Source organism: Variovorax sp. S12S4 (assembly GCF_023195515.1).
Taxonomy (GTDB): Bacteria; Pseudomonadota; Gammaproteobacteria; order Burkholderiales; family Burkholderiaceae_C; genus Variovorax.
Genome location: NZ_JALPKR020000002.1, coordinates 4,541,986 through 4,567,524, shown reverse-complemented (window position 1 = coordinate 4,567,524; position 25,539 = coordinate 4,541,986). Strand labels below are relative to the sequence as shown.

Genomic DNA, 25,539 nt, shown 5'->3' with positions numbered 1-25,539 from the left:
TTCAATCCACCGTGTGCATGGCCTGCCACACGCGCGCCGGGCTCAGCGGCATGTGCAGGCGCGGTGCGCTGGCGGCAAAACCGTTGCGCGCAAAGGCGTCGGCCACGGCGTTGACGATGGCCGGCGTCGCGCCGATGGTGCCCAGCTCGCCCACGCCTTTCACGCCCAGCGGGTTGTTGGTGCAAGGCGTCGACTCGTCCATTTCCATGTGGAACATGGTCTGCACGATGTCGGCGCGCGGCGCGGCGTAGTCCATGAGGCTGCCAGTGACGGGCTGGCCTGTTTCGTGGTCGTACACCACCTGCTCGTAGAGCGCCTGGCCAATGCCCTGCACCGCGCCGCCCTCGAGCTGGCCGCGCACGATCATCGGGTTGATCACGCGGCCGACGTCGTTAACCGAGCTGTAGGCCACCACGCTGATCTCGCCCGTGGGCGGATCGATTTCGATCTCGCAGATGTGGCAGCCGTTGGGCCAGGTCGGGCCGGCCACGGTGCTGGTGGAGTCGAAGAAAATTTCGCCCTCGGGCTGCTTGCCCGCCAGGGCGAACAGGTCGAGCTCGAGATCGGTGCCGGCCACGTTGAACACGCCGCGGCTGTAGATGATGTCGTCGACGGAGGCTTCGAATTCCTGCGCCGCGAGCTCGCGTGCCTTGTCGATGGTGCGCTCGGCACCGATGCGAACGGCCGAGCCGCCGGTGAACAGCGAACGCGAGCCGGCACTGCCGAAGCCGTCGCCGCGATCGGTGTCGCCAAGCACCACGCGCACCTTTTCGATCGGCACGCCGAAGGCATCGACCGCCAGCTGCGCGAGCGACGTGGCAATGCCCTGCCCCATGGCGTTGACGGCCGAGAACACCTCGATCACGCCGTCGGCCTGAACCGAAACCGTGACGCGCTCCTCGAACACGTTGCCGCCGGTCCATTCAAGAAAAGTGGCAATGCCCAGCCCGCGGTGCTTGCCCTGCCGCGCCGATTCGGCCGCGCGGGTTTCGAAGCCTTGCCAGTCGGCGAGCGCCAGCGCCTGGTCCATCACCGACTCGAACTTGCCGGTGTCGTAGGTCTGCGCCATCGGGTTCTTGTAGGGCATCTGCTCGGGGCGGATGAAGTTGCGGCGGCGCAGCTCGACGCGATCGATTCCGATCTGGCGCGAAGCCTCGTCCATCAGGCGCTCGATCGTGAAGATGGCCTCTGGGCGACCCGCTCCGCGGTAGGCGCCGGTGGGCGCGGTGTTGGTGAGCACCGCCTTGAAGTGAAAGTCGATGGTCTGGATGTCGTAGACGCTGGTTTGCACCCAGGGGCCGATCAACAGCTGGATGGCGACACCGGTGCCGGTGGCATAGGCGCCCACGTTGGCCAGCGTCTTGATGCGCAGCGCGAGGATTTTTCCGTCGGCATCTAGCGCGAGTTCGGCCCGGGCCTCGATGTCGCGGCCATGCGCGCTTGAAAGAAATTCTTCGCTGCGCTCGGCCACCCACTTCAAGGGGCGCTTGACCTGCAGCGCGGCAAACGCGACTGCGATGTCTTCGGGATAAGCGCCGGTCTTCATGCCGAAGCCGCCACCCACGTCGCCCACCACCACGCGCACCTTCTCCTTCGCGAGGCCGATGGCGGCGCACACGGAGTCGCGCACGCCCGAGGGCATTTGCGTGCTCATGCGAATGGTGAGGCGGTCGGATTCGCCGTCGTAGGCCGCAAGCACCGAGCGCGGCTCGATGGTCAGCGCGACCACGCGCTGGTTGACCACATCGAGCGCGACCACATGGCTGGCCTTGGCAAAGGCGGCTGTCGCGGCTTCGCTGCTGCCGTGCTTCATTTCGGCGGCAATGTTGCCGGTAGCTTCGGCGCACAACTGCGGCGCGCCGTCGGCGGTGGCGCTCGCAAGATCGACCACCATGGGGAGCTCGTCGTAGTCGACCATCACCGCCTCGGCGGCATCGCGCGCCTGCTGCACGGTTTCGGCCACCACCGCCGCCACCGCCTCGCCGACGAAGCGCACGCGCTCGTGTGCCATGGCAAGGCGCGGCGGGCTGGCGCAGTCGCCGCCATCGGCGCGCTTGAAGCCGGCGGCGCCCGGCATGGGCTGCACACCCGCCTCAGCCATTTCGGCGCCCGTGATCACGCGCAGCACCCCGGGCATGGCGGCGGCGGCGGCCGTGTCGATGGACACGATGCGCGCATGCGGATAGGGAGAGCGGAGAAAGACGAGATGCGCCTGTCCAGGCAGCGTGACGTCGTCGGTGTAGCGGCCTGCGCCGGCCAGCAGGCTCTCGTCTTCGAGGCGGCGAACCGCATGGCCGCTACCGAAACGCGTGGGGTTGGAGTCAGTGGTCAACGTGGTCCTCTTGGGCTGGCCTCCGCAAGGCAATGCCGGCCTGGCGGTCCGCTATGGGTCTGTTGTGATATTCCTGTGCGCCGTTGCACCGGGAGCCTGTGTCTCGCAGGCCGCAATCGTTTGCGAGCCGCTGAAGAGTGGCCATTTTCACCCATCCGGATGAAGCTCGCCACGAAGCCGTGTATACCTACGGCATGCAACAACTGCCCTGGCTCGAACCCGGCGACGCACTGCCCGACCCCGCATCCGCATGGGGCGAAACCGACCCCGTGCCCGGCCTGCTTGCGGCCGGCGGAGCGCTCGATGTCGGCACACTGACGCAGGCCTATGGCCGCTGCGTATTTCCATGGTTCAGCGAAGACCAGCCGATTCTCTGGTGGAGCCCGGACCCGCGCATGGTGCTGCAGGTGGCCGACTTCAAGCTCCACCGGTCGCTGCGCAAGACCCTGGCGCGGTTTGCAGAGGCGCCGGGCTGCGAAGTGCGCATCGACCGCGATTTCGCGGCGGTCATCAGGGCCTGCTCGCAATCGCCGCGCGTGGGGCAGTCGGGCACATGGATCGTGCCGGACATGGTGAAGGCCTACCTGGCGCTGCACCGGGCCGGCCACGCGCACAGCGTGGAAACGTGGATCGACGGCGAGCTGGCGGGCGGGCTCTACTGCGTTGCGCTCGGGCGTGCGGTGTTCGGCGAATCGATGTTCACCCGCCGACCGGACGCCTCGAAGATCGCGCTGGCGGCGCTGGTGTGCCTGTGCCGCCGGTTCCAGGTGAAGATGATCGATTGCCAGCAGAACACCGCTCACCTGGCGAGCCTGGGAGCGCGCGAAATGTCCCGCGACAGGTTCGTGGCGCATGTGGCCAATGCCCGCCTGCAAGAGGGGCCACAGTGGCATTTCGAGCCCGTATACTGGACAGAACTCCTTTCCACGCGACCTTCTCAATCGACGTGACGCACCTCAAGGATCTTCCGCTTCACACGCTGCAGTTCTACGCGACGGCGCCCTACCCCTGCAGCTATTTGCCCGACCGCCAGGCCCGGTCGCAGGTGGCCACGCCCAGCCACCTGATTCACAACGACGCCTACTCCGACCTGGTGCTCAGCGGCTTCCGGCGCAGCGGAATGTTCACCTACAGGCCCTATTGCGACGGGTGCCGCGCTTGCATCCCGCTGCGGGTGCTGGTCAATAGCTTTCACGCCACCCGCAGCCAGCGCCGCGCCGTGAAGCAGCACAAGAACCTGCACGCCCGCGTGCTCAAGCTGTGCTTCGTGCCCGAGCATTACCAGCTCTATCTTCGCTACCAGAATGGCCGCCACGCCGGCGGCGGCATGGACCACGACAGCATCGACCAGTACACGCAGTTCCTGCTGCAGAGCCGGGTCAATTCGCGGTTGGTGGAGTTCCGCGAGACGCTGCCCGACGGCAGCGCTGGCGCGCTGAAGATGGTGTCGATACTCGACGTGCTGAACGACGGCATTTCGGCCGTCTATACCTTCTACGAGCCGGACGACAGTGCGGGCTACGGCACCTACAGCGTGCTGTGGCAGATCGAACAGGCCCGGAAACTCGGACTGCCGCATGTCTACCTTGGCTACTGGATCGAGGGCAGCGCCAAGATGAACTACAAGGCGCGCTTCAGCCCCCATGAACTGCTGATCGACGGACACTGGCAGGCGCCAAACGATTTCACAAGGTAAAATGGCGCCCGGTCCACACCGCATCGCGCCATGAGAAAAAACCAATCCGACGTTCCTGCTGTTCCAGTCATCCAGGTGATCGAGCGCATGTTCGCGCTCATCGACGTGCTCGCCTCCCGCGAGGAGGCGATTTCGCTGAAGGAAATCAGCGAAAAGACCGGGCTGCACCCCTCCACCACCCACCGAATCCTCAACGACCTGGCGGTCGGCCGCTTCGTCGATCGGCCCGAAGCCGGCAGCTACAGGCTCGGCATGCGGCTGCTGGAGCTCGGCAACCTGGTCAAGGGCCGGCTCAACGTGCGTGACGCCGCCCTGGGGCCGATGCGCGAGCTGCACAAGCTCACCCAGCAACCGGTGAACCTGAGCATGCGGCAAGGCGATGAAATCGTCTATATCGAGCGCTCGTACAGCGAGCGTTCGGGCATGCAGGTGGTGCGTGCCATCGGCGGCCGGGCCGCCCTGCACCTGACCTCGACCGGCAAGCTGTTCCTGGCGGCGGACGATCCGCAGCGGGTGCGCAGCTATGCCACGCGAACCGGCCTGGCGGGCCACACGCGCAACAGCATTACCCAGTTGCCCGCCCTGGAGCGCGAGCTGTCGAAGGCCCGTCAATACGGCATTGCACGCGACAACGAAGAACTGGAGCTGGGGGTGCGATGCATGGCCGCCGGCATTTACGACGACCAGGGCAAGCTGGTGGCGGGCCTGTCTATTTCCGCGCCGGCTGACCGGCTGGACGAGGGCTGGTTGCCCAAGCTGCAGGCCACGGCCAATGAAATTTCAGGAGCGCTGGGCTACAAGGACGCGGCCTCGGCATCCGCTGCTGCCCCAGGCGCAAGCGGCAACGGCTCTTCAGCCGCTGCCTGAGTCGTTCAGCCGGCGACCTGGTAGGTCGCGTTGCTGCGCGAGGCTGCCGGCGAGCCGGTAGACGCATGCGCTGCCTCGACCCAGCGGCGAACCCGCTCCGCATCGGCAATGCGGCTGTACTTGCCGGCCGAGTCCAGGAACACCATGATGAGCTTGCGCCCGGCCACCTTGGCCTGCATCACGAGGCACTGGCCGGCTTCGGAGATGTAGCCGGTTTTCTGCACACCAATTTCCCAGTCCGGGCTCTTCACGAGACGGTTGGTGGTGTTGAACTGCAGCACGCGGTTGCCCACCTCGACCTGGTATTCAGGCGAAGTCGACAGCGAGCGCACCGTGGCGTCGGAATAGGCGGCATTGACGAGCAGCGCCAGGTCTTGCGCACTCGACTGGTTGCGGCTCGACAGGCCGGTGGGCTCCACGTAGCGCGTGTCCTTCATGCCGAGCATCTTTGCCTTGGCGTTCATGATGCTCACGAAGGTTGCAAGGCCACCCGGATAGGTACGGCCCAGCGCGTGCGCAGCGCGGTTTTCGCTCGACATCAGGGCCAGGTGCAGAAGCTCGCCGCGCGACAGCGTGGTACCCACGGTCAGGCGCGAACGGCTGCCCTTTTCGGTGTCGACGTCGTCCTGGGTGATGGTGATCAGCTCGTCGGTAGGAAGATGGGCCTCGCTGATCAGCAGGCCGGTCATCAGCTTGGTGAGCGATGCAATCGGGAGCACCGCATGGTCGTTCTTGCTGAACAGCACTTCATGCGTGTCCTGGTCGATCACCAGTGCAACGCTCGACTTCAGATCGAGCACGTCTTCGGTGCCATGCAAGCCGGCCAGTTGGCCGAACGACTGGCGTGCCGGCGTCTCGACACGAACGACCGAGCGGCGTTGCACGGCAACCACGGTCTTGCCGTTCTTTTGGCGAATGGAAGCCACTACGTTGCGGCCGCCACGAACGACTTTTTCGCTTCTATCGGCCTTGCCGCCGCGCTTGGCGACAACGGCAGCGCGCGGCGCCTTGGCCGAACGCTTGACTTCCACTGGCACGGGTCCCGCGGCCTTCTTGGCCGTGGACGTCTTGGCGACAGTTGTTTTTTCCTTCTTGGCGGCCTGTGCACCGGACAGCAAAAACGCCGTGGCGCAGAGCGCGACGGCGACGAATTTGACTGCGGGCAAGAACCGCTGGCTGGAAACTCGGCGGGGGCGGGTTTCGGGCATTAATAAATCTCCAGCGGCAAAATGAGAACCGCAGTGTATCGAAATCAAAAAAGGCACGCAATATCAGTTACTTGCGTCCTTTTCTTCACTCGAATCCAAGGATCACTCGTAAAACTAACCTTGTGCCGCCACTCTCTCAGCTTGGCTCTGTAACTTATTGAGAGCACTCAAATAAGCCTTGGCCGATGCGACCACGATGTCGGGGTCCGCACCTACTCCATTCACTACCCGCCCTGCATTTTGTAACCGAACTGTAACTTCTCCTTGGCTTTCTGTCGAGCCACTAATCGCATTAACCGAGTAAAGCACCATCTCGGCGCCGCTCTTGACAAGCGATTCGATAGCCTTCAGAGAAGCATCAACCGGGCCATTGCCGTCGGATTCGCCCGTGACTTCCTTGCCCTGAACGGTAAAGACGACCTTGGCCTGGGGGCGTTCGCCGGTTTCGCTGTGCTGGGAAAGCGACACAAAAGCAAACTGTTCATCAACGTGCGCCAATTCCTCGGCGCTGACGAGCGCGAGGATGTCCTCGTCAAAAATCTCCGACTTGCGGTCGGCCAGTTCCTTGAAGCGCAGGAAGGCGGCATTGATGTCGGCTTCGCTGCCCATCGTCACGCCCAGGTCTTGCAGGCGCTGCTTGAACGCGTTGCGCCCGCTGAGCTTGCCCAGCACGATTTTGTTGGCCGTCCAACCCACGTCTTCGGCGCGCATGATCTCGTAGGTGTCGCGCGCCTTGAGCACGCCGTCCTGGTGAATGCCCGAGGCATGCGCAAAGGCATTGGCGCCCACCACGGCTTTGTTGGGTTGCACCACAAAGCCCGTGGTCTGGCTCACCATGCGGCTCGCCGCCACGATGTGCCGGGTGTCGACGTTCAGCTCCAGCCCGAAGTAGTCCTTGCGGGTCTTCACGGCCATGACGATTTCTTCGAGCGAGCAGTTGCCCGCGCGCTCGCCCAGGCCGTTGATGGTGCACTCGACCTGGCGTGCGCCGCCGATCTTCACGCCTGCCAGCGAGTTGGCCACGGCCATGCCGAGGTCGTTATGGCAATGCACCGACCAGACGGCCTTGTCGCTGTTGGGCACGCGCTCGCGCAGCATCTTGATGAAGTTGCCGTAGAGCTCGGGAATGGCATAGCCCACCGTGTCGGGCACGTTGATGGTGGTGGCGCCCTCGTTGATCACGGTTTCGAGCACGCGGCAGAGAAAGTCCGGGTCGCTGCGATAGCCGTCTTCGGGGCTGAACTCCACGTCTCCCACGAGGTTGCGCGCAAAGCGCACCGCAAGCCTGGCTTGCTCATGCACTTCGTCCGGCGACATGCGCAGCTTCTTTTCCATGTGAAGGGGCGACGTCGCGATGAAGGTGTGGATGCGCCCGCGCGCCGCGCCCTTGAGCGCTTCGGCCGCCCGCGAAATGTCGCGGTCGTTGGCGCGCGAGAGGCCGCAGATCGTCGAATCCTTGATGGCGTTGGCAATGGCCTTGACCGCTTCGAAGTCGCCGTTCGAGCTGGCCGGAAAGCCGGCTTCGATGACGTCGACCTTGAGCCGCTCGAGCTGCTTGGCAATGCGCAGCTTTTCGTCGCGCGTCATCGAGGCGCCGGGCGATTGCTCGCCGTCGCGCAAGGTGGTGTCGAAAATAATGAGTTGGTCGGTCATCGTGGGTTTCCTTATGTTCGTTTGCACCTTGCGCGTACGGCGGCGGACAGCTTCAGGCGACTTCAACCACCGATTGTGCGCTGTGCGCGCCCCGGGTGCGTGCGCGCTGCACGCCCGAGACAATGGCCTTGAGCGAAGCCGAGATCACGTCCGCATCGATGCCCACGCCGAACAGCGTCTGGGCTTCATCCACGCGCAGTTCGAGGTACGCCACCGACCTGGCATCGGCACCCGCGCCAATCGCATGCTGGTGGTAGTCCATCACGCGCACGGTGTGGCCAGTGGCCTTGCAGAGGGCTTGTGTGAAGGCGTCGATCGGCCCGTTGCCGCGGCCTTCGATGGCGCGGATTTCACCGTCCCACGGCAGGTTGCCGCGCAGCACCACCGAAGCATTGGCGCCCTCGCCTTCTTCCTCGAGCACGCGGTGCTGCAGCGAGTGAGCGGCCTCGATGCCGTATTCGCGAACGAACAGCTGCCAGAGGTCGGCCGCGGTGAGTTCTTTACCCGCCACGTCCATCACGCGCTGCACGGTCTGCATGAACTCCATCTGCAGGCGGCGCGGCATCTCGATGCCGTACTCGCTTTCGAGCAGGTAGGCCATGCCGCCCTTGCCCGACTGGCTGTTGACGCGAATCACGGCCTCGTAGCTGCGGCCCACATCCTTCGGATCGATGGGCAGGTAGGGCATGTCCCAGATGTCGCCCTCCTTGCGCGCTGCAAAGGCCTTCTTGATCGCATCCTGGTGCGAGCCGGAGAACGAGGTGTACACGAGGTCGCCGACATACGGATGGCGCGGATGCACCGGGATCTGGTTGCAGTGCTCCACCGTCGCGCGGATCTCGTCGATGTTGGAGAAGTCGAGCTCCGGCGAAACGCCTTGCGTGTAGAGGTTGAGCGCAACGTTCACGAGGTCGAGGTTGCCGGTGCGCTCGCCGTTGCCGAAGAGGCAGCCTTCGATGCGCTCGGCACCGGCCATCAGCGCCAGCTCCCCGGCCGCGGTGCCGGTGCCGCGGTCGTTGTGCGGGTGCACGCACAGCACGATGGAATCGCGCCTCGCAAGATTGCGGTGCATCCACTCGATCATGTCGGCAAAGATGTTCGGCGTGGAATGCTCGACCGTGGTGGGCAGGTTGACGATGCACTTGTGCTCGGGCGTCGGCGCCCAGACTTCGGTGACCGCATCGACCACGCGCTTGGAAAACACGACATCGGTGCCCGAGAACATTTCGGGCGAATACTGAAAGGTCCACTTCGTCGCAGGCTGCTTCGCGGCGAATTCGTTGAACATGCGCGCGTGGCTGCTGGCCAGCTCGACGATCTGGTCTTCGTCCATGCCGAGCACCACGCGGCGCATCACGGGGGCTACCGCGTTGTAGAGGTGAACGATGGCACGCGGCGCGCCTTGCAGCGACTCGAAGGTGCGCGCAATGAGGTGGTCGCGCGCCTGCGTCAGCACCTGGATCGTCACGTCGTCGGGAATGCGGTCTTCCTCGATGAGCTTGCGCACGAAGTCGAACTCGACTTGCGAAGCGGAGGGGAAGCCGACTTCGATTTCCTTGAAACCAATGGCCACGAGCGTCTCGAACATCCGCATCTTGCGCGCAATGTCCATCGGCTCGACCAACGCCTGGTTGCCATCGCGCAGGTCCGTCGACAGCCAGATGGGCGCCTTGGTCAGCACGGCATCGGGCCAGGTACGGTCCTTGAGGCCGATCGGGGCGAATGCGCGGTATTTGGCTTGAGGTTGCTTGAGCATGTCGATTTCTCTGGATGGTTGGAATTCAACCAGCAACCCCAAAAACAAACGGCCCGTTGCTGGTGCGAACGGGCCGTGGTGAGGGATTTGCGCGTGCGCTACCGTCTCCGCCCGTGAGGGAGGGCTAGTAGAGCCAGCAGCGAAATCTTGGTCATGAGGATTGCGAATGTAGCACAAGCCGCGGTCAGTTATGCAAGCCCCGCTCGTCCGGCTCTTCGGTCGAGGTGCTGATCACGCTGGCCTGCTGCCCCTTGGCCTTGCGCCAGGCGTACACCACATAGCCGCTCAGGCCATAGGCCACGAACAATCCGAACAGCACCGTTGGCGGGTGGATGTTGATGACCGCGATGCCCAGGGCAATCAGCACGATCACCACGAACGGCACGCTCTTTTTCATCTGCACGTCCTTGAAGCTGTAGAACGGCGCGTTGGTGACCATCGAAAGACCCGCGTAGAGCGTGAACGCGAAGGTGATCCACGTGATCTGCGTCCACGAGAGGTACAGCACCTCCCCGCCCCGCTTGCCCCATTCGGTCATGAGCCAGATGAATCCGGCCACCAGCGCGGCCGCGGCCGGCGACGGAAGCCCCTGGAACCAGCGCTTGTCGACCACGCCGGTGTTGACGTTGAAGCGCGCGAGCCGCAGCGCCGCGCAGGCGCAATACACAAAAGCCGCGATCCAGCCCCAGCGGCCCAGGCCCTTGAGCGACCATTCGTACGCGATGAGCGCCGGCGCGGCACCGAAAGACACCATGTCGGACAGCGAATCCATCTGCTCGCCGAACGCGCTTTGCGTGTTGGTCATGCGGGCCACGCGGCCGTCCAGGCTGTCGAGAATCATGGCGGCGAACACGCCGAGCGCCGCAAGATCGAAGCGCCCGTTCATTGCCATCACGACCGAATAGAAGCCGCCGAACAACGCGGCCAGCGTGAACAGGTTCGGCAGGATGTAGATGCCCTTGCGACGCTTGCGCGGCGGCACTTCGTCGGGAACCGTGTCGTCATGCATTGAGTTTGCCTCCGTCCCTCATGGGCACTGCGTGAGCAGCTACCCATTCGATAGCATCTTGATCTGTGAATCGCATGGGTTCGCAGTGTAGTTCAGGGGCATGGTGCGCCCCACATGAAAAAGGCCACCCCAGCGGGTGGCCCTCGGGAAACAGGCGCCGCAGCGCCCGCTTCATTTTGCGGATCAGTTGCGGGTCTGGTCGACCAGCTTGTTCTTCTTGATCCAGGGCATCATCGCGCGCAGCTTCTCGCCGACGACTTCGATCTGGTGCTCTGCGTTCAGGCGACGGCGGCTGATCAGCGCGGGCTGGCCGGCAGCGGCTTCGAGCACGAAGCTCTTGGCGTATTCGCCGGTCTGGATGTCGCGCAGCACTTGCTTCATGACCTTCTTCGTCTCGTCGGTCACGATGCGCGGGCCCGTGACGTACTCGCCGTATTCGGCGTTGTTCGAGATCGAGTAGTTCATGTTGGCGATGCCGCCTTCATAGATCAGGTCGACGATGAGCTTGAGCTCGTGCAGGCATTCGAAGTACGCCATTTCGGGCGCGTAACCGGCTTCCACCAGCGTTTCGAAACCGGCCTTGATCAGCTCGACCGTGCCACCGCACAGAACCGCTTGCTCGCCGAACAGGTCGGTTTCGGTTTCTTCGCGGAAGTTGGTCTCGATGATGCCGGCCTTGCCGCCGCCGTTGGCGGTGGCGTAGCTCAGCGCGAGGTCACGCGCCTTGCCGGTCTTGTCCTGGTGCACGGCCACGAGGTGGGGCACGCCGCCGCCCTGCGTGTAGGTGCTGCGAACGGTGTGGCCGGGGGCCTTGGGAGCCACCATCCACACGTCGAGGTCGGCGCGCGGCTGCACGAAGCCGTAGTGCACGTTGAAGCCGTGCGCGAAGACGAGCGAAGCGCCTTCCTTGATGTGCGGGGCCACGTCGTTCTTGTAGACGTTGGCAATCTGCTCGTCGGGCAGCAGGATCATGACGACGTCGGCGGCTTTCACCGCGTCGGCCACTTCGGCGACCTGCAGGCCGGCCTTGCCGACCTTGTCCCACGAAGCGCCGCCCTTGCGCAGGCCGACCACGACCTTGACGCCGCTGTCGTTCAGGTTTTGCGCGTGCGCGTGACCTTGCGACCCGTAACCGATGATTGCGACCGTCTTGCCCTTGATGAGGCTGAGGTCGGCGTCCTTGTCGTAGTAAACCTTCATGATGCGTCTTTCCTATTTAATCTCTGGCACCCCCAGGGCGGGGGTGCTTTCACTCACAGTTGGCCGGAGGGATTCCGGTCCTTCATTTGATGGTTGATGGACACGAGGTTGTCGTGAATGCGGAACAGCAGGATCAGCAGTTCGCTGTAGACGCGAACCATGATCGCGCCGAAAACGAGGATGCCGATGGCAGCGAGGAAGCGCCCCTGGAACAACGAAACGACCGTTGCGGCGAGCACGCCCAGCAACCCGAGGAAGTACAGAATCCGAATGATGATCGGTGTCACCATCTTCTCGAAACCCAGCAAATCTTGCATTACCTTCTCCTCATGTGTTGGTTTAGAACATTGAAACTGAGGGGATCTTCACCCCCTACACGCGCAGGATGCGCTCGCCGCGCCCGATGCCGCTGGCACCGGTGCGGACAGTCTCGAGGATAGCGCTACGGTCGATTGCTTCCAAGAAAGCATCGTTCTTGCCGTGGTCGCCGGTGAGTTCGATGGTGTAGCTCTTGTCCGTGACGTCGATGATGCGGCCGCGAAAGATCTCGGCCATGCGCATCATTTCTTCGCGTTCCTTGCCGACGGCGCGCACCTTGACCATCATGAGTTCGCGCTCGGTGTAGGCGCCTTCGGTCAGGTCGACGACCTTGACCACTTCGATCAGGCGGTTCAGGTGCTTGGTGATCTGCTCGATCACGTCGTCGGAGCCGGCGGTGACGATGGTCATCCGCGAAAGGCTCGCGTCTTCGGTGGGTGCGACGGTCAGCGATTCGATGTTGTAGCCGCGGGCCGAGAAAAGGCCCACCACGCGGGAAAGAGCACCGGGCTCGTTTTCCAGCAGCACTGCAATGATGTGTTTCATGTTTGCGCGACTCCTCTTTTCGCCGCCCTCCCCCGTGCACGGTAATGCGCGGGCTTGGCGGGCAATAGATTCGTCGTCAGTAAAGTTAAGAGCGAATGCGCCGTCGATCAGAGATCTTCGGAGCCCAACAGCATTTCGGTGATGCCCATGCCGGCCTTGACCATCGGGAACACGTTCTCGGTGGGGTCGGTACGGAAATCCATGAACACGGTGCGGTCCTTGAGCTTGCGCGCTTCACGCAGCGCGGGCTCCACGTCTTGTGGACGCTCGATCAGCATGCCGACGTGGCCGTAGGCCTCGGCAAGCTTCACGAAGTTGGGGAGCGCATCCATGTAGCTGTGGCTGTAGCGGCCGGAGTATTCGATCTCCTGCCACTGGCGCACCATGCCCAGGTAGCGGTTGTTGAGCGAGCAGATCTTGATCGGCGTGTTGTATTGCAGGCAGGTGGAGAGTTCCTGGATGCACATCTGCACCGAGCCTTCGCCAGTAATGGTGAACACTTCCGAGTCGGGCTTGGCGAGCTTGATGCCCATGGCATACGGAATACCGACGCCCATGGTGCCCAGGCCGCCCGAATTGATCCAGCGGCGCGGCTCGTCGAAGCGGTAGTACTGCGCGGCCCACATCTGGTGCTGGCCGACGTCCGACGTGATGTACGTGTCGGCATCCTTGGTCATGTTCCAGAGGGTTTCGACCACGTACTGCGGCTTGATGACATCCTTGTTGTCGCGGTCGTACTTGAGGCAGTCGCGCGAGCGCCAGGCCTCGATGGTCTTCCACCAGTCGGACAGCGCGCCGGCGTCTGGCTTGGTGGTGCTCTCGCGGATCATCGAGATCAGCTCGGTGAGCACGTCCTTCACGTCGCCGACGATCGGAATGTCGACCTTCACGCGCTTGGAGATGCTCGACGGGTCGATGTCGACGTGGATGATCTTGCGATCGTTCATCGCAAAGTGCTTCGGGTTGCCGATCACGCGGTCGTCGAAGCGCGCTCCCACGGCCAGCAGCACGTCGCAGTTCTGCATCGCGTTGTTGGCTTCGATGGTGCCGTGCATGCCCAGCATGCCGAGGAACTTGCGGTCGCTCGCCGGGTAGGCGCCCAGGCCCATCAGCGTGTTGGTGACCGGATAGCCGAGCATGTCGACCAGCGTGCGCAGTTCGTTGGTGGCGTTGCCCAGCAGCACGCCGCCGCCCGTGTAGATGTAGGGGCGCTTGGCGTTCAGCAGCAGGTTCAGCGCCTTGCGGATCTGGCCGCCGTGGCCCTTGCGCACCGGGTTGTACGAGCGCATCTCGACCTTGTCGGGATAGCCTGAATACGGGGTCTTCTTGAACGAGACGTCCTTGGGCACGTCCACCACCACCGGGCCCGGACGGCCGCTGCGTGCGATGTGGAAGGCCTTTTTCATCGTCAGGGCCAGGTCTTTCGGGTCCTTGACGAGGAAGTTGTGCTTCACGATGGGGCGCGTGATGCCGACGGTGTCGCACTCCTGAAAGGCATCGAGGCCGATGGCGGCGGTGGGTACCTGGCCCGAGATGATCACCATCGGAATGGAGTCCATGTACGCGGTGGCAATGCCGGTGACCGCATTGGTCAGCCCGGGGCCGGAGGTAACCAGCGCCACGCCGACTTCGCCGGTGGCGCGCGCATAGCCGTCGGCCGCGTGCACGGCTGCCTGCTCGTGGCGCACCAGCACGTGCTGGATGGTGTCCTGCTTGTAGAACGCGTCGTAGATGTACAGAACCGCGCCGCCCGGATAGCCCCAGATGTACTGGACGCCTTCGGCCTGCAGTGCCTTGACCAGCACTTCAGCGCCCATGAGCTCTTGCGTTTGATTGCCGGCGCCAGAGGACGCGGCTGCTGCGGAGATGATCTCCGCCTTCGAGATTTCCATGATCAACCTTTGTAGTTTTTTCGGGAACGAAAAACCTTGGGTGCCCCTTGCCAACCCTTGTGGGGTCGCGCCAGGACTTGAGGCCAAAGCCATGAGCGGACTGATGTTCCGCCGGACCGTGACCCGTTTGCCTTTTGACTTGCAACGCGGATTATGACATCGATGCGCCGGCCTTCGCGCGAAAACCGCGACGAAAGGCAGGAAGGCATAATCCGCGGCGGAAAACATAAGCGCTTCCAGACACCCCATTCCCACGCGGCGCCCCACGGTGCCCCCTCTCGCTTGGCCACTGAACAAGAACTTTCCGACTTTCTGAAGAGCGTCGAACGGCGCGCTTTCAAGCGCTCGGTCTACCACGTGCGGGACGAGGAAGCGGCTCTCGACATCGTGCAGGACAGCATGATGAAGCTGGCGCAGCACTACGGAGACAAGCCGCCGGAAGAGCTCCCGATGCTGTTCCAGCGCATTCTTTCGAACTGCACGCTCGACTGGTTCCGCCGGCAGAAAACCCGGCGCGCCCTGTTCTCGAACCTGGGCGACTTCGAAGCGGCCGGCGACGACGGAGATTTCGATCTTCTGGAGAACTTCGTCTCTCCGACCGACTCTAGGGAAACGGAGAGCGCCGAGGACACGACCCGCCGCGCCCAGGTCTTTCACGAGATCGAAGAACAGATCGCAGCTTTGCCAGGTCGTCAACGAGAGGCTTTCCTGATGCGTTACTGGGAAGAAATGGATGTGGCGGAGACGGCCGCTGCAATGGGCTGCTCCGAAGGCAGCGTCAAAACCCATTGTTCACGGGCCGTGCACGCCTTGAGCAAGGCGCTCAAAGCCAAGGGAATTTCGCTATGAACACTAAGGTTCCTACCTCTTCTTTTGCCGCCGAAGATAAATTCGGCCAGCGCGTGGCTGCGCGGCTGTCGGCCGGCAGCCAGGAGCTGCCGCACGACATCGGCGAGCGGCTGCGCGTGGCACGGGCGCAAGCCGTTGCAATGCGCAAGCAGGCGCCCCAGTTGCGTGCGGCGTCCACGGTCATCCAGTCCGGCAATGTGGCCACAATGGGCGGCGGCTGGTGGACGCGCATCGGCTCGGTGATCCCGTTGATCGCACTCGTGGCCGGGCTGATCACCATCAGCGTCATGCAGGACGAAGACCGCGCCAGCGAACTGGCGGACGTCGACTCCGCCCTGCTCACGGACGACCTGCCCCCGGCCGCCTACACCGACCCCGGGTTCGCCCAGTTTCTCAAGTCGGACGGCGCTTCCGACTGAGTCCTGCCGAACGAACGAATGCGACCTCTTCCCGTTTCCCGCGCTTCCACGCCCCGCCTGATGCGCCCGCAAACGTCGGGCGCAGTCATTTGGGCGGGTGCGCTCGCCATGGCGGTCTTCGGTCTGGGCGGCGTGAGCAGCCTGAACCTCGCGAACGCTCAAACTCACTCCGAATCGCTGAAGGCGGCCACCGACACAGCGCAGGCTTCGACGTCGTCGTCGGCTTCCCACCCGTCCACCTCGAAAGTGGCATCGGCAACCAAGCCGCACTGGAGCGAACTGACTGCCGAGCAGCAGCAGGCGCTGCAGCCGCTCGCGTCGCATTGGCACACCTTGAGCACGGGGCACAAGCGCAAATGGCTGGCACTGTCACGCAACTACGCGAACATGTCGGCCGATGACCGAACAACCCTGCACAGCCGAATGATCGAATGGGCCGCCCTGAGCAATCAGCAGCGCGCCCAGGCGCGCCTCAACTTTGCCGAGGTCAAGAGCGTGCCGGCCGACGAGCGCAAGGCCAAATGGGAGCAGTACCAGGCGCTGAGCGAAGAAGAGAAGCGCCGGCTTGCCGAACGTGCGCCCGTCAAGCCCCGCGGCGCCGCCGTTCCGGTGCGCCCCGTTCCCGCCCAGAAGCTGGTTGCGGTTCCCGCAGTAACGCCCGCCGGACAGCACACGCCGCGAATCTTGCTGGCGCCACCCGCGTCGGCGACTGCAGCGGCAGCGCCGACCACCGCGCCCGCCGCCGTCATGGTGGCATCGCCGCCGGAGCGGGTACCGGGCGTCGTATCCGTGGTTCCCTCTTCTGCTTCTGCTTCTGCTTCTGCTTCCGGTTCGCCGTCTGCTCCCATTCCTGCCGAAGCGCAGGTGCCGGCCCCCTCTTCCGCCGCGCCCTCCGCTGCCGCGGGACGGCCAGCCGAGCAGCCCTCGCCCCCCTGAACAAGATTTCGATGGTTTCACCTTCCCCTGAAGTTTCGGAATCGAATTCCTCTTCCTCCCCGCAGACTCTTCGACCAGCGCTCCTCTTTCGATAGTGCCAGGCCTGTGGAGGCGAATGGCATGCTGGCTCTATGAAGGCATGCTGCTGTTTGCCGTGGCCATGATGTCGGCCTGGCTCTTCAGCGCACTCAGCCAGATGCGCAACGCCATGGACGACACGCGCCGTCCGCTGCTCCTGGCTTATCTCTTCGTGGTGTTCGGCGTCTATTTCGTCTGGTTCTGGTCCAAGGGCCAGACACTGGGCATGAAAACCTGGAACATTCGAATCGTGGACAAGCAAGGCCGCCCGGTCACCCAGCCGCGGGCCTTCTTGCGCTACGTGCTGAGTTGGGTTTGGCTGCTGCCGCCGCTGGCATTGCACCCGCTGCTGGGCGTTCCGGTGGTCGAGACGCTGGTCCTGCTGTTCGGCTGGATTGCCGTGTGGGCCGTGCTGGCCCGCTTCCACCCCGAGCGCCAGTTCTGGCATGACGCCTGGGCCGGCACGCGGCTCATAACCTCCAAGCCGATGAGCCGCCGATGAGTGCCCTGCCCAAGCTTCCCGACCCCGCCGTCAATCCGCAAAAGGCCCGCAAGGGTTTCGAGCGCGTATGGCACGCCACCCTGATTTCCCTGCACGGCCTTCGCGCGGGCTGGAGCGAGCCGGCCTTCCGCCAGGAAGCCATCATGGCCATCGTGATGATTCCGGCTGCCTTCTGGCTCGGCCGCAGCTGGGTCGAAGTGGCCCTGCTCGCCGGGAGCGCCATTCTGGTGATGATCGTCGAGCTGCTCAACACGGCAGTCGAAGCCGCCATCGATCGCATCGGCCCCGAATGGCACGACCTTTCCAAGCGCGCCAAGGACATGGGCAGTGCTGCCGTTCTGCTGTCTCTCACCCTGTGCGGGGGCATCTGGCTGGCGGCGTTGTGGCAGCGCTTCGCGTCATGAAAGCGCCCCCGGCAAAAGGCATGATGGCGGGATGAATCCTGAATTTTCGATCTGTGTGTATTGCGGCTCCCGCCCCGGCGAGCGAGCCGAGTTCTCCAAGGCCGCCGAAGCGGTCGGCCAGTGGATCGGCCAGCATGGCGGCCAGCTGGTCTACGGCGGCGGGCGCACCGGGCTGATGGGCACGGTGGCCGAGGCCACGCGCGAAGCCGGCGGCCGCGTGGTCGGCATCATTCCCAAGGCGCTGGTCGACCGGGAGCTGGCCAACACACTTTGCGACGAGCTCCACGTGGTCGACACCATGCATGAGCGCAAGGCCATGATGGGCGAGCGCGCCGACGCCTTCATCGCCCTTCCGGGCGGCATCGGCACCTTCGAGGAACTGTTCGAGATCTGGACCTGGCGCCAGCTCGGCTATCACGACAAGCCAACCGGCATTTTGAATACCGCCGGCTACTACGACGGTCTGCTGGGCTTTCTAGCGCACAGCGTGCGCGAAGGCTTCATGGGCGAATGGCAGATGGAGCTGATCCGCACCGGCACCGACGTCACCGAGCTCCTCAGCGCCTTGCGCGCCGAAGTGCCGCTCCATCCCCGCAACGACAAACTGGCCGAAAACCTGTAGCCGCAGTCAGGCCACCTGCCTTTTTCCAGAAACACCGCGGAACCGGCTTTGCCGGGCCGCTGGTGTTGCCCCCGGTAGGGGTTGGCGAAGCGACACGAAGTGCGCGAAGACTGGGGGCGAGCCTATTTACACGGCGTTTTCGTTCTCTTCGCCGGTGCGGATGCGCACGATGCGCTCGACTTCCGTGACGAAAATCTTCCCGTCGCCGATCTTGCCCGTGCGGGCCGAGTTGACGATGGCCTCGATGCAGCGTTCCACGTCGCCCTCGTTGACGACCACTTCGACCTTCATCTTCGGCAGGAAGTCGACCACGTATTCCGCACCACGATAGAGCTCCGTGTGCCCCTTCTGGCGGCCGAAGCCCTTGACTTCGGTCACCGTGAGGCCGGTAACCCCCACTTCGGCCAGCGCTTCGCGCACGTCCTCGAGCTTGAAGGGTTTGACGATGGCGGTGATCTGCTTCATGGTTTTTGCGCTCCGGCGGTTTCGTTGAATTTGCTGGTGATAGGGTAACGCCAATCTTTGCCGAAGCTGCGATGGGTGACCCGGATGCCCACTGGCGCCTGGCGCCGTTTGTATTCATTGATCTTGATGAGCCGCGCAACCCGCTCGACCACCGCGCGTTCGTAGCCCGCTGCAATGATCTCGTCGATGCCCTCGTCGTCCTGCATGTAGCGTGCCAGGATGCCATCGAGGATGTCGTACGGCGGCAGGCTGTCCTGGTCGGTCTGGTCGGGCCGCAGTTCGGCGCTGGGCGGCCGCGTGATGATCCGTTCGGGAATCGGCGAGGCGCCGGTGCCGTACGGGTCATGGGAATTGCGCCAGCGGGCCAGCGCAAACACCGTGGTCTTCAGCAGGTCCTTGATGACCGCGAAGCCGCCCGCCATGTCGCCGTACAGGGTGCAATAGCCCGTGGCCATTTCGCTCTTGTTGCCGGTGGTGAGAACGATCGAGCCGAACTTGTTCGACAGCGCCATCAGGAGCGTGCCGCGGATGCGTGCCTGTATGTTTTCTTCGGCCGTGTCTTCGGGCAGGCCCTTGAACTCCTCGGCCAGCGCGCCCTTGAACGACTCGAAGGTGTGCTTGATCGAGATTTCGTCATAGCGCACGCCAAGACGCTTGGCCATCTCGCGCGCATCGATCCAGCTGATGTCTGCCGTGTAGGGCGAAGGCATCATGACCGCGCGCACCTTGTCCTTGCCGAGCGCATCGACCGCAATCGCAAGCACCAACGCCGAATCGATACCGCCCGAGAGCCCCAGGATCGCTCCTGGAAAGCCGTTCTTGCCGATGTAGTCCCGCACGCCCAGTACCAGTGCATCCCACAGCTGGGCCTCGGCATCGCGCGGCGGCGCGATTGTTTCAGGCTCGGCCACGAAGCCAAGGCCGTCGCCGCCTTGCGCGGGCCGCTCCAGCTGCATGAAAACCAGGCGCTCCTTGAAGCTCTCGGCCTGCGCGGCCAGCGCACCATCGGCCTGCAGGGCGAAGGATGCCCCGTCGAAGACCACTTCATCCTGCCCGCCAACCAGGTGCGCGTAGACCAGCGGCAGGCCCACGGCGCGGGCACGGTCGGCCATTCGCGCCACGCGCTCGCCTTCCTTGCCGACGTGGTACGGCGAGGCGTTGATGACCGCCAGCACTTCGGCGCCGGCCCCGCGGGCCAGCTCGGCTGGCTCGTCGAACCAGGCGTCCTCGCAGATGAGCAGGCCCACCGAAACACCTCCGGCCTCGAACACGCAAGTGCCCTGCCCCGGCGTGAAATAGCGGCGTTCGTCGAACACCTGGTAGTTGGGCAGTTCGCGCTTGGCGTAGGTTTCGAGGATGCGCCCTTCCCTGATCACGCTGGCGGCGTTGTAGCGCATCTGCACCGCCACCGAGCGGCTGCGAAGGCTCCCGCCTGTCGGATGCCCCACCACCACGACCATGTCTTTGAGACCGGCCAGCGCGGCGGCAATGCCTTTCACGGCATCATCGCAAGCTTCGGTAAACGCGGGACGCAGGAAAAGATCCTCCGCCGCATAGCCGGCAATCGAGAGTTCGGGCGTGAGCAGAAGACGCGCGCCCTTTGCGTAGGCTTCATGCGCGGCATCGACGATTTTTTTCGCATTGCCGGCGAGGTCGCCCACCACAAAATTGAGTTGCGCGATGGCGAGCTTGAGCGTCATACGGAAGGAAGAAAAAGGCTTGAACGATTATGTCATTCGGGTGATGGCATCGCTGTCGGACCTGAACCCGAAAGCATGGAACGCGCTGCTCGACGCCCAGGCGGAACCGTCGCCTTTCATGCGCTACGAGTACCTTGCCGCGCTGCACGAAAGCGGCAGCGCCTCGCCCGAAAGCGGATGGACGCCGCAGTTCGTCACGCTCTGGTGCAAGGATGATTTGCAGGCGGCCTGCCCCGTCTACATCAAGACGCACTCCTATGGCGAATACGTCTTCGACTGGGCGTGGGCCAACGCCTATGAGCAGCACGGCCTTGCCTACTACCCCAAGGCGGTGGTGGCGGTGCCGTTCACGCCGGTGCCCGGCGCACGTCTGCTGGCCCGCGATGCGCAAACCCGCACGCTGCTGGTGCAGGCATTGGTGGCGTGGTGCAAGACGCAAGAACTTTCGTCGTTGCATTTGCTGTTTGGCGCCGACGCCGACATTGCCGCCTGCACCGAAGCGGGCCTGATGCTGCGCAACACGGTGCAGTTTCACTGGACGAATGTGGCGCCGGCCGGGGCTGATGGCGCCGGGCCTTACTCGGACTTCGAATCCTTCCTTGCCAGCCTTTCGCACGACAAGCGCAAGAAGATCCACCAGGAGCGCCGCAAGGTGGCCGATGCAGGCGTGACCTTTCGCTGGTCGCGCGGCCCCGGTATTGCGGCATCGGACTGGGATTTTTTCTACCGCTGCTATGCGCGCACCTATCGCGAGCACGGCAATCCGCCCTATCTTTCGCGCGATTTCTTCCAGCGCATGGCCGACACGATGCCCGAAGCCTGGCTGCTGTTCGTCGCCGAACGCGGCGGCAAACCGATTGCCACAAGCCTGATCGCGCTGTCCACGCGTGACGACGGCGCGCTGGTTGCCTATGGCCGCTACTGGGGCGCCATGGAGCGCGTCGATTGTCTTCACTTCGAAGCTTGCTACTACCAGCCGCTGGCCTGGTGCATTGCGCACGGCGTGAGGCGATTCGAGGGCGGCGCACAGGGCGAGCACAAGATGGCGCGCGCGCTCATGCCGGTCAAGACGACGAGCGCCCATTGGCTGGCACACCCTGCGTTTGCCGATGCGGTCGAGCGCTTTCTCGAGCGTGAAGGCGAAGGCATCGGCAACTACATGGACCAGTTGGGCGAACGCAGCCCGTTCAAGGCCGGCTGAAACGCGGCGGCGCGGTCGGCCTGCCGCCATGCGGGGCTGCTATAAACGCGCCCAATCCAACAACAGAAAGAAACCGATGCCGTTCGTCGGACTGGGGCTGCACATCCTCATTGCGCTGTTCTTCGCCGTGCATGCCATGCGCCACGGCAAGCAGATGTACTGGCTCATCATTCTGTTCAGCTTTCCCTTGCTGGGCAGCGTTGTGTACTTTGTGGTCGAGTACCTGCCGGCCTCCCGCATGCAGCGCACCGCGGGCAAGGTGGCGAGCGCGGCCATCGGCTTTATCGACCCCGAGCGCGAGTATCGCGCAGCCACCGAGGCCTACGACCTCGCCCCCACCGCCCAGAACAAGCTGCGCCTTGCCAAGGCCGCGCTCGACAAGGGCCAGGCTGCCGACGCGGTCGGGCACTACCGCGACGCCCTGAAAGGTCCGCTCGCATCCGATCCTGAATTGCAATTTGGCCTGGCCAGCGCGCTGCTCGCCGCAGGCGGCGCGGCTTCGGGCCGCGAAGCGCTGCAAGCGCTCCAGGCTCTGCGCGCCTCACGCGACGACTACCGAAGAGACGAAGTCGCCGTGCTCACCGCCCGCGCGCTCGCTGCCGACGGGCGCCATGCGGAGGCCCGCGAGGCCTTCGAATCGGCGCTGAGCCAGTACAACACGGTCGAAGCCCGTGCCCGCTACATCGCCTGGCTGGCGGAGCAAGGCGATACCGCTGCCGCGCAGCGCCAATGGAACGAACTCCAGCAGGCTGCGCGCCACTGGAATTCGCACGCACGCTCCGTCAATCGCGAATGGATGCGTCTGGCCGGCGACGCGGCGCAGGGCTGAGGCCCCGCCCGCCTGGCGCCCTGCTCTTCGGCAGGACCGATCAGGCCAATTACCCCGCTTACTTCTTGTAAGCAGCAATGCCGTCGACGACTTCCTTCTTGGCAGCGTCGATGCCTTCCCAGCCCAGCACCTTGACCCACTTGCCGGCTTCCAGGTCCTTGTAGTGCTCGAAGAAGTGGCTGATGGCCTTCAGGCGCATCGGGTTCACGTCGTCGACCGACTTCCAGTGGCTGTAGATCGGCAGCACCTTGTCGGTGGGTACCGCCAGCACCTTGCCATCCACGCCGGCTTCGTCTTCCATCATCAGGATGCCGAGCGGACGGCACGGCACCACCACGCCGGGCAAGAGCGGGTACGGTGCAATCACCAGCACGTCGACCGGGTCGCCGTCGCCCGACAGCGTCTGGGGCACGTAGCCGTAGTTGGCCGGGTAGTACATCGCGGTCGTCATGAAGCGATCGACGAAGATCGCGCCCGATTCCTTGTCGACTTCGTACTTGATCGGGTCGGCATTCATCGGGATTTCGATCACCACATTGAAGGCGTCGGGAATATTCTTGCCGGGGGAGACTTTGTCGAAGGACATGACGTTTTCGAGTAGTTGAAAAGTATGAGAGGAGATGGGGACAAACCCGGAGTTTACTTTCCGTGTCACGAGCCGGTCGCACACGTTCTTGTTTTTGCCTGTAAATTGCACCCGTTGGCCAATCGGCTCCGCACTCCGGTGCAGTGAGCTTCGAGGAAGCAACGCGACGGAAAACATGGGTCCCGTACGCGTTGCGCGCAGGACCCATGCTGTCCGTCTCCACAAGTCACAACGAACGAATGGAGAAGCAAAGCATGATCGGCAACACCCCCCTGATACTCGCCATCGTCTGCGGCCTCGTGGCCGTCGGATACGGTTTCTGGGCCCGAAGTTGGATTCTCGCCAAGGACCCGGGCAACGCCCGGATGCAGGAAATCGCAGCCGCCATCCAGGCCGGCGCATCGGCCTACCTCGCCAAGCAGTACACCACCATTGCGGTGGTCGGCGTCGTGCTGGCCATTCTCATCGGCATCTTCCTGGATGCGACCACGGCCGTGGGCTTCGTGGTGGGCGCGGTGCTTTCGGGCGCATGCGGCTTCATTGGCATGAATGTGTCGGTGCGCGCCAATGTGCGCACCGCGCAGGCGGCCACGCAAGGCATCGGCCCGGCGCTTGACGTCGCGTTTCGCGGCGGCGCCATCACCGGCATGCTGGTGGTCGGTCTCGGCCTCCTGGGCGTCTCGGTCTTCTACTGGTTCCTGGCAGGCAACGGCAATCTCACGCCGGACCGCAGCCTTTCGGCCATCCTCAACCCGCTCATCGGCTTTGCCTTCGGCTCGTCGCTGATCTCGATCTTCGCCCGGCTGGGCGGCGGCATCTTCACCAAGGGCGCCGACGTGGGTGCCGACCTGGTCGGCAAGGTCGAAGCCGGCATTCCGGAAGACGACCCACGCAATCCGGCCGTGATTGCGGACAACGTGGGCGACAACGTCGGCGACTGCGCCGGCATGGCGGCCGACCTGTTCGAGACCTACGCGGTCACGCTCATCGCCACCATGGTGCTGGGCGCGCTCATGGTGGCGGCGGCACCGGTCAACGCGGTGCTGTACCCGCTCGCGCTGGGCGGCGTGTCGATCATCGCGTCGATCGTCGGCTGCTTCTTCGTGAAGGCCTCGCCGGGCATGGTCAACGTGATGCCTGCGCTCTACAAGGGCCTGGCGGTGGCGGGCATCCTGTCGCTGATCGCGTTCTGGTTTGTCACGAGCTGGATCATTCCGGACAACGCCATCGCCCCGAGCGGCAGCCAGCTCAAGCTGTTCGGCGCCTGCTTCGTGGGCCTTGCGCTCACCGCGGCGCTGGTGTGGGTAACCGAGTACTACACCGGCACGCAGTACAAGCCGGTGCGGCACATCGCGCAGGCCTCCACCACGGGCCATGGCACCAACATCATCGCGGGCCTGGGCGTCTCGATGCGTTCCACGGCCTGGCCGGTGATCTTCGTCTGCATTGCCATCCTGGCCTCGTACGCGCTCGCAGGGCTCTACGGCATTGCCGTGGCTGCCACGTCGATGCTGAGCATGGCGGGCATCGTGGTGGCGCTCGACGCCTACGGCCCCATCACCGACAACGCCGGCGGCATTGCCGAGATGAGCGAACTGCCCGACAGCGTGCGCGCCGTGACCGATCCGCTCGATGCGGTCGGCAATACCACGAAGGCGGTGACCAAGGGCTACGCCATCGGCTCGGCTGGCTTGGCCTCGCTGGTGCTGTTTGCGGACTACACCCACAAGCTGGAGAGCTTCGGGCTGAACATCAGCTTCAACCTGAGCGATCCGATGGTGATCGTCGGCCTCTTCATCGGCGGGCTGATTCCCTATCTGTTCGGCGCCATGGCCATGGAAGCCGTGGGCCGGGCTGCCGGCGCGGTGGTGGAAGAAGTGCGCAGGCAGTTCCGCGAAATCCCCGGCATCATGGAAGGCACCGGCAAGCCCGAGTACGGCAAGGCCGTGGGTATGCTGACCGGCGCGGCCATCAAGGAAATGATGATTCCCTCGCTGCTGCCGGTGGTGGTGCCGATCCTGGTCGGCCTGCTGCTCGGACCGAAGGCGCTGGGCGGCCTGCTGATGGGCACCATCGTCACAGGCCTGTTCGTGGCCATCTCGATGTGCACGGGCGGCGGCGCCTGGGACAACGCCAAGAAGTACATCGAAGACGGCCATCACGGCGGCAAGGGCTCCGAGGCGCACAAGGCGGCCGTCACCGGCGACACCGTGGGCGACCCCTACAAGGACACGGCGGGCCCGGCGGTGAACCCGCTGATCAAGATCATCAACATCGTGGCGCTGCTGATCGTGCCGCTGGTGGTCAAGTTCCACGGCGGCGATGCGGCGGCGGCCGTGCCGCACAAGGTCGAGGCGCCGGCGGCCATAATGGCGCCGGCTGCTCCTGCAGTCCCCGCCGCCTCGGTTGCCCCGGCTGCTCCCGCAACGCCGCCAGCAGCGGTTGCCTCGGGCGCAGTGAAATGAAAGTCA

At 64.2% G+C, this 25,539-nt stretch carries 24 protein-coding genes; 12 read left to right on the top strand and 12 right to left on the bottom strand.

Annotation, left to right across the window (positions count from 1 at the left end):
• Window position 1: 1 nt before the first annotated feature.
• Entirely contained in the window at window positions 2-2,332 is a 2,331-nt protein-coding gene (locus M0765_RS22480) for a xanthine dehydrogenase family protein molybdopterin-binding subunit (RefSeq protein WP_258505986.1), read from the bottom strand.
• Window positions 2,333-2,526: 194 nt separating this feature from the next.
• Between M0765_RS22480 and aat the strand changes: the two genes are divergently transcribed.
• The 3 genes from aat to M0765_RS22465 are packed head-to-tail and all read left to right on the top strand — an operon-like array spanning window position 2,527 to window position 4,895.
• Window positions 2,527-3,282 (top strand): leucyl/phenylalanyl-tRNA--protein transferase, encoded by a 756-nt coding sequence (gene aat / locus M0765_RS22475; protein WP_258508391.1) that lies wholly within the window; start codon window positions 2,527-2,529, stop codon window positions 3,280-3,282.
• Window positions 3,279-4,028 carry an arginyltransferase gene (locus M0765_RS22470; protein ID WP_258505985.1) on the top strand — a complete coding sequence of 250 codons (750 nt, stop codon included), beginning with the start codon at window positions 3,279-3,281 and terminating at the stop codon, window positions 4,026-4,028. Before aat ends, M0765_RS22470 begins: the two co-directional genes overlap by 4 nt.
• Before the next feature lie 30 nt (window positions 4,029-4,058).
• Window positions 4,059-4,895 carry an IclR family transcriptional regulator gene (locus M0765_RS22465; RefSeq protein WP_258505983.1) on the top strand — a complete coding sequence of 279 codons (837 nt, stop codon included), beginning with the start codon at window positions 4,059-4,061 and terminating at the stop codon, window positions 4,893-4,895.
• A gap of 5 nt (window positions 4,896-4,900) precedes the next feature.
• Here M0765_RS22465 and M0765_RS22460 read toward each other — a convergent pair whose 3' ends face one another.
• The 8 genes from M0765_RS22460 to M0765_RS22425 all read right to left on the bottom strand — a co-directional run bounded on the left by M0765_RS22460 (window position 4,901) and on the right by M0765_RS22425 (window position 14,477).
• Window positions 4,901-6,103 carry a serine hydrolase gene (locus M0765_RS22460; protein ID WP_258505982.1) on the bottom strand — a complete coding sequence of 401 codons (1,203 nt, stop codon included), beginning with the start codon at window positions 6,101-6,103 and terminating at the stop codon, window positions 4,901-4,903.
• Between the two features lie 114 nt (window positions 6,104-6,217).
• Complete coding sequence (locus M0765_RS22455) at window positions 6,218-7,756, bottom strand: 2-isopropylmalate synthase (protein ID WP_258505980.1); 1,539 nt, start codon at window positions 7,754-7,756, stop codon at window positions 6,218-6,220.
• A gap of 52 nt (window positions 7,757-7,808) precedes the next feature.
• The gene (gene leuA / locus M0765_RS22450) at window positions 7,809-9,512 is read right to left on the bottom strand and encodes a 2-isopropylmalate synthase (RefSeq protein WP_258505979.1); all 1,704 of its coding nucleotides are present in this window, start codon (window positions 9,510-9,512) and stop codon (window positions 7,809-7,811) included.
• Window positions 9,513-9,696: 184 nt separating this feature from the next.
• On the bottom strand, window positions 9,697-10,521 hold the full coding sequence (pssA, locus tag M0765_RS22445) for a CDP-diacylglycerol--serine O-phosphatidyltransferase (protein ID WP_055800083.1): 825 nt from the start codon (window positions 10,519-10,521) through the stop codon (window positions 9,697-9,699).
• Window positions 10,522-10,704: 183 nt separating this feature from the next.
• Window positions 10,705-11,721 (bottom strand): ketol-acid reductoisomerase, encoded by a 1,017-nt coding sequence (ilvC, locus tag M0765_RS22440; protein WP_007834233.1) that lies wholly within the window; start codon window positions 11,719-11,721, stop codon window positions 10,705-10,707.
• Between the two features lie 53 nt (window positions 11,722-11,774).
• A complete protein-coding gene (locus M0765_RS22435; protein ID WP_157613688.1) occupies window positions 11,775-12,038 on the bottom strand; it encodes a DUF4282 domain-containing protein in 264 nt (87 codons plus the stop codon).
• A 55-nt stretch (window positions 12,039-12,093) separates the two neighbouring features.
• The gene (gene ilvN / locus M0765_RS22430; RefSeq protein ID WP_012747479.1) at window positions 12,094-12,585 is read right to left on the bottom strand and encodes an acetolactate synthase small subunit; all 492 of its coding nucleotides are present in this window, start codon (window positions 12,583-12,585) and stop codon (window positions 12,094-12,096) included.
• A 107-nt stretch (window positions 12,586-12,692) separates the two neighbouring features.
• On the bottom strand, window positions 12,693-14,477 hold the full coding sequence (locus tag M0765_RS22425) for an acetolactate synthase 3 catalytic subunit (RefSeq protein WP_258505977.1): 1,785 nt from the start codon (window positions 14,475-14,477) through the stop codon (window positions 12,693-12,695).
• Between the two features lie 282 nt (window positions 14,478-14,759).
• Here M0765_RS22425 and M0765_RS22420 point away from each other — a divergent pair, with 282 nt between their 5' ends.
• The 6 genes from M0765_RS22420 (at window position 14,760) to M0765_RS22395 (ending at window position 18,287) form a co-directional block, all read left to right on the top strand.
• Window positions 14,760-15,326 (top strand): RNA polymerase sigma factor, encoded by a 567-nt coding sequence (locus tag M0765_RS22420; RefSeq protein ID WP_093019119.1) that lies wholly within the window; start codon window positions 14,760-14,762, stop codon window positions 15,324-15,326.
• A complete protein-coding gene (locus M0765_RS22415; protein WP_258505976.1) occupies window positions 15,323-15,745 on the top strand; it encodes a DUF3619 family protein in 423 nt (140 codons plus the stop codon). Before M0765_RS22420 ends, M0765_RS22415 begins: the two co-directional genes overlap by 4 nt.
• A 60-nt stretch (window positions 15,746-15,805) precedes the next feature.
• Window positions 15,806-16,681, top strand: coding sequence for a DUF3106 domain-containing protein (locus tag M0765_RS22410; protein ID WP_258505975.1), 876 nt, complete (start codon window positions 15,806-15,808; stop codon window positions 16,679-16,681).
• Between the two features lie 115 nt (window positions 16,682-16,796).
• Complete coding sequence (locus M0765_RS22405) at window positions 16,797-17,261, top strand: RDD family protein (protein ID WP_242631094.1); 465 nt, start codon at window positions 16,797-16,799, stop codon at window positions 17,259-17,261.
• On the top strand, window positions 17,258-17,665 hold the full coding sequence (locus M0765_RS22400; protein WP_258505974.1) for a diacylglycerol kinase: 408 nt from the start codon (window positions 17,258-17,260) through the stop codon (window positions 17,663-17,665). The genes M0765_RS22405 and M0765_RS22400 overlap by 4 nt, the downstream gene beginning before the upstream one ends.
• Before the next feature lie 31 nt (window positions 17,666-17,696).
• Window positions 17,697-18,287 carry an LOG family protein gene (locus M0765_RS22395; RefSeq protein WP_258505973.1) on the top strand — a complete coding sequence of 197 codons (591 nt, stop codon included), beginning with the start codon at window positions 17,697-17,699 and terminating at the stop codon, window positions 18,285-18,287.
• A 126-nt stretch (window positions 18,288-18,413) separates the two neighbouring features.
• On the opposite strand, the gene M0765_RS22390 is transcribed toward M0765_RS22395, so the two are convergent.
• Together M0765_RS22390 and M0765_RS22385 are read right to left on the bottom strand one after the other, a co-directional pair.
• Window positions 18,414-18,752, bottom strand: coding sequence for a P-II family nitrogen regulator (locus M0765_RS22390; RefSeq protein WP_126746480.1), 339 nt, complete (start codon window positions 18,750-18,752; stop codon window positions 18,414-18,416).
• Entirely contained in the window at window positions 18,749-20,452 is a 1,704-nt protein-coding gene (locus M0765_RS22385; protein WP_258505972.1) for an NAD+ synthase, read from the bottom strand. The genes M0765_RS22390 and M0765_RS22385 overlap by 4 nt, the downstream gene beginning before the upstream one ends.
• A gap of 19 nt (window positions 20,453-20,471) precedes the next feature.
• Here M0765_RS22385 and M0765_RS22380 point away from each other — a divergent pair, with 19 nt between their 5' ends.
• Entirely contained in the window at window positions 20,472-21,653 is a 1,182-nt protein-coding gene (locus M0765_RS22380; RefSeq protein WP_258505971.1) for a GNAT family N-acetyltransferase, read from the top strand.
• Window positions 21,654-21,729: 76 nt separating this feature from the next.
• A complete protein-coding gene (locus tag M0765_RS22375; protein ID WP_258505970.1) occupies window positions 21,730-22,482 on the top strand; it encodes a hypothetical protein in 753 nt (250 codons plus the stop codon).
• Between the two features lie 58 nt (window positions 22,483-22,540).
• Here the strand turns inward: M0765_RS22375 and ppa are convergent, their stop codons facing one another.
• Complete coding sequence (ppa, locus tag M0765_RS22370; RefSeq protein ID WP_021007095.1) at window positions 22,541-23,068, bottom strand: inorganic diphosphatase; 528 nt, start codon at window positions 23,066-23,068, stop codon at window positions 22,541-22,543.
• Between the two features lie 254 nt (window positions 23,069-23,322).
• Between ppa and M0765_RS22365 the strand changes: the two genes are divergently transcribed.
• Window positions 23,323-25,533, top strand: coding sequence for a sodium-translocating pyrophosphatase (locus tag M0765_RS22365; RefSeq protein ID WP_258505968.1), 2,211 nt, complete (start codon window positions 23,323-23,325; stop codon window positions 25,531-25,533).
• The last annotated feature ends 6 nt before the right edge of the window (window positions 25,534-25,539 follow it).

What these genes read in the sequence shown, in the direction of transcription:
- aat (WP_258508391.1), top strand. Translation starts at nt 2,527, where the DNA reads ATGCAACAACTGCCCTGGCTCGAACCCGGCGACGCACTGCCCGACCCC.
- M0765_RS22465 (WP_258505983.1), top strand. Translation starts at nt 4,059, where the DNA reads ATGAGAAAAAACCAATCCGACGTTCCTGCTGTTCCAGTCATCCAGGTG.
- M0765_RS22460 (WP_258505982.1), bottom strand. Translation starts at nt 6,103, where the DNA reads ATGCCCGAAACCCGCCCCCGCCGAGTTTCCAGCCAGCGGTTCTTGCCC.
- M0765_RS22455 (WP_258505980.1), bottom strand. Translation starts at nt 7,756, where the DNA reads ATGACCGACCAACTCATTATTTTCGACACCACCTTGCGCGACGGCGAG.
- leuA (WP_258505979.1), bottom strand. Translation starts at nt 9,512, where the DNA reads ATGCTCAAGCAACCTCAAGCCAAATACCGCGCATTCGCCCCGATCGGC.
- pssA (WP_055800083.1), bottom strand. Translation starts at nt 10,521, where the DNA reads ATGCATGACGACACGGTTCCCGACGAAGTGCCGCCGCGCAAGCGTCGC.
- ilvC (WP_007834233.1), bottom strand. Translation starts at nt 11,721, where the DNA reads ATGAAGGTTTACTACGACAAGGACGCCGACCTCAGCCTCATCAAGGGC.
- M0765_RS22435 (WP_157613688.1), bottom strand. Translation starts at nt 12,038, where the DNA reads ATGCAAGATTTGCTGGGTTTCGAGAAGATGGTGACACCGATCATCATT.
- ilvN (WP_012747479.1), bottom strand. Translation starts at nt 12,585, where the DNA reads ATGAAACACATCATTGCAGTGCTGCTGGAAAACGAGCCCGGTGCTCTT.
- M0765_RS22425 (WP_258505977.1), bottom strand. Translation starts at nt 14,477, where the DNA reads ATGGAAATCTCGAAGGCGGAGATCATCTCCGCAGCAGCCGCGTCCTCT.
- M0765_RS22415 (WP_258505976.1), top strand. Translation starts at nt 15,323, where the DNA reads ATGAACACTAAGGTTCCTACCTCTTCTTTTGCCGCCGAAGATAAATTC.
- M0765_RS22410 (WP_258505975.1), top strand. Translation starts at nt 15,806, where the DNA reads ATGCGCCCGCAAACGTCGGGCGCAGTCATTTGGGCGGGTGCGCTCGCC.
- M0765_RS22405 (WP_242631094.1), top strand. Translation starts at nt 16,797, where the DNA reads ATGGCATGCTGGCTCTATGAAGGCATGCTGCTGTTTGCCGTGGCCATG.
- M0765_RS22400 (WP_258505974.1), top strand. Translation starts at nt 17,258, where the DNA reads ATGAGTGCCCTGCCCAAGCTTCCCGACCCCGCCGTCAATCCGCAAAAG.
- M0765_RS22395 (WP_258505973.1), top strand. Translation starts at nt 17,697, where the DNA reads ATGAATCCTGAATTTTCGATCTGTGTGTATTGCGGCTCCCGCCCCGGC.
- M0765_RS22390 (WP_126746480.1), bottom strand. Translation starts at nt 18,752, where the DNA reads ATGAAGCAGATCACCGCCATCGTCAAACCCTTCAAGCTCGAGGACGTG.
- M0765_RS22385 (WP_258505972.1), bottom strand. Translation starts at nt 20,452, where the DNA reads ATGACGCTCAAGCTCGCCATCGCGCAACTCAATTTTGTGGTGGGCGAC.
- M0765_RS22375 (WP_258505970.1), top strand. Translation starts at nt 21,730, where the DNA reads ATGCCGTTCGTCGGACTGGGGCTGCACATCCTCATTGCGCTGTTCTTC.
- ppa (WP_021007095.1), bottom strand. Translation starts at nt 23,068, where the DNA reads ATGTCCTTCGACAAAGTCTCCCCCGGCAAGAATATTCCCGACGCCTTC.
- M0765_RS22365 (WP_258505968.1), top strand. Translation starts at nt 23,323, where the DNA reads ATGATCGGCAACACCCCCCTGATACTCGCCATCGTCTGCGGCCTCGTG.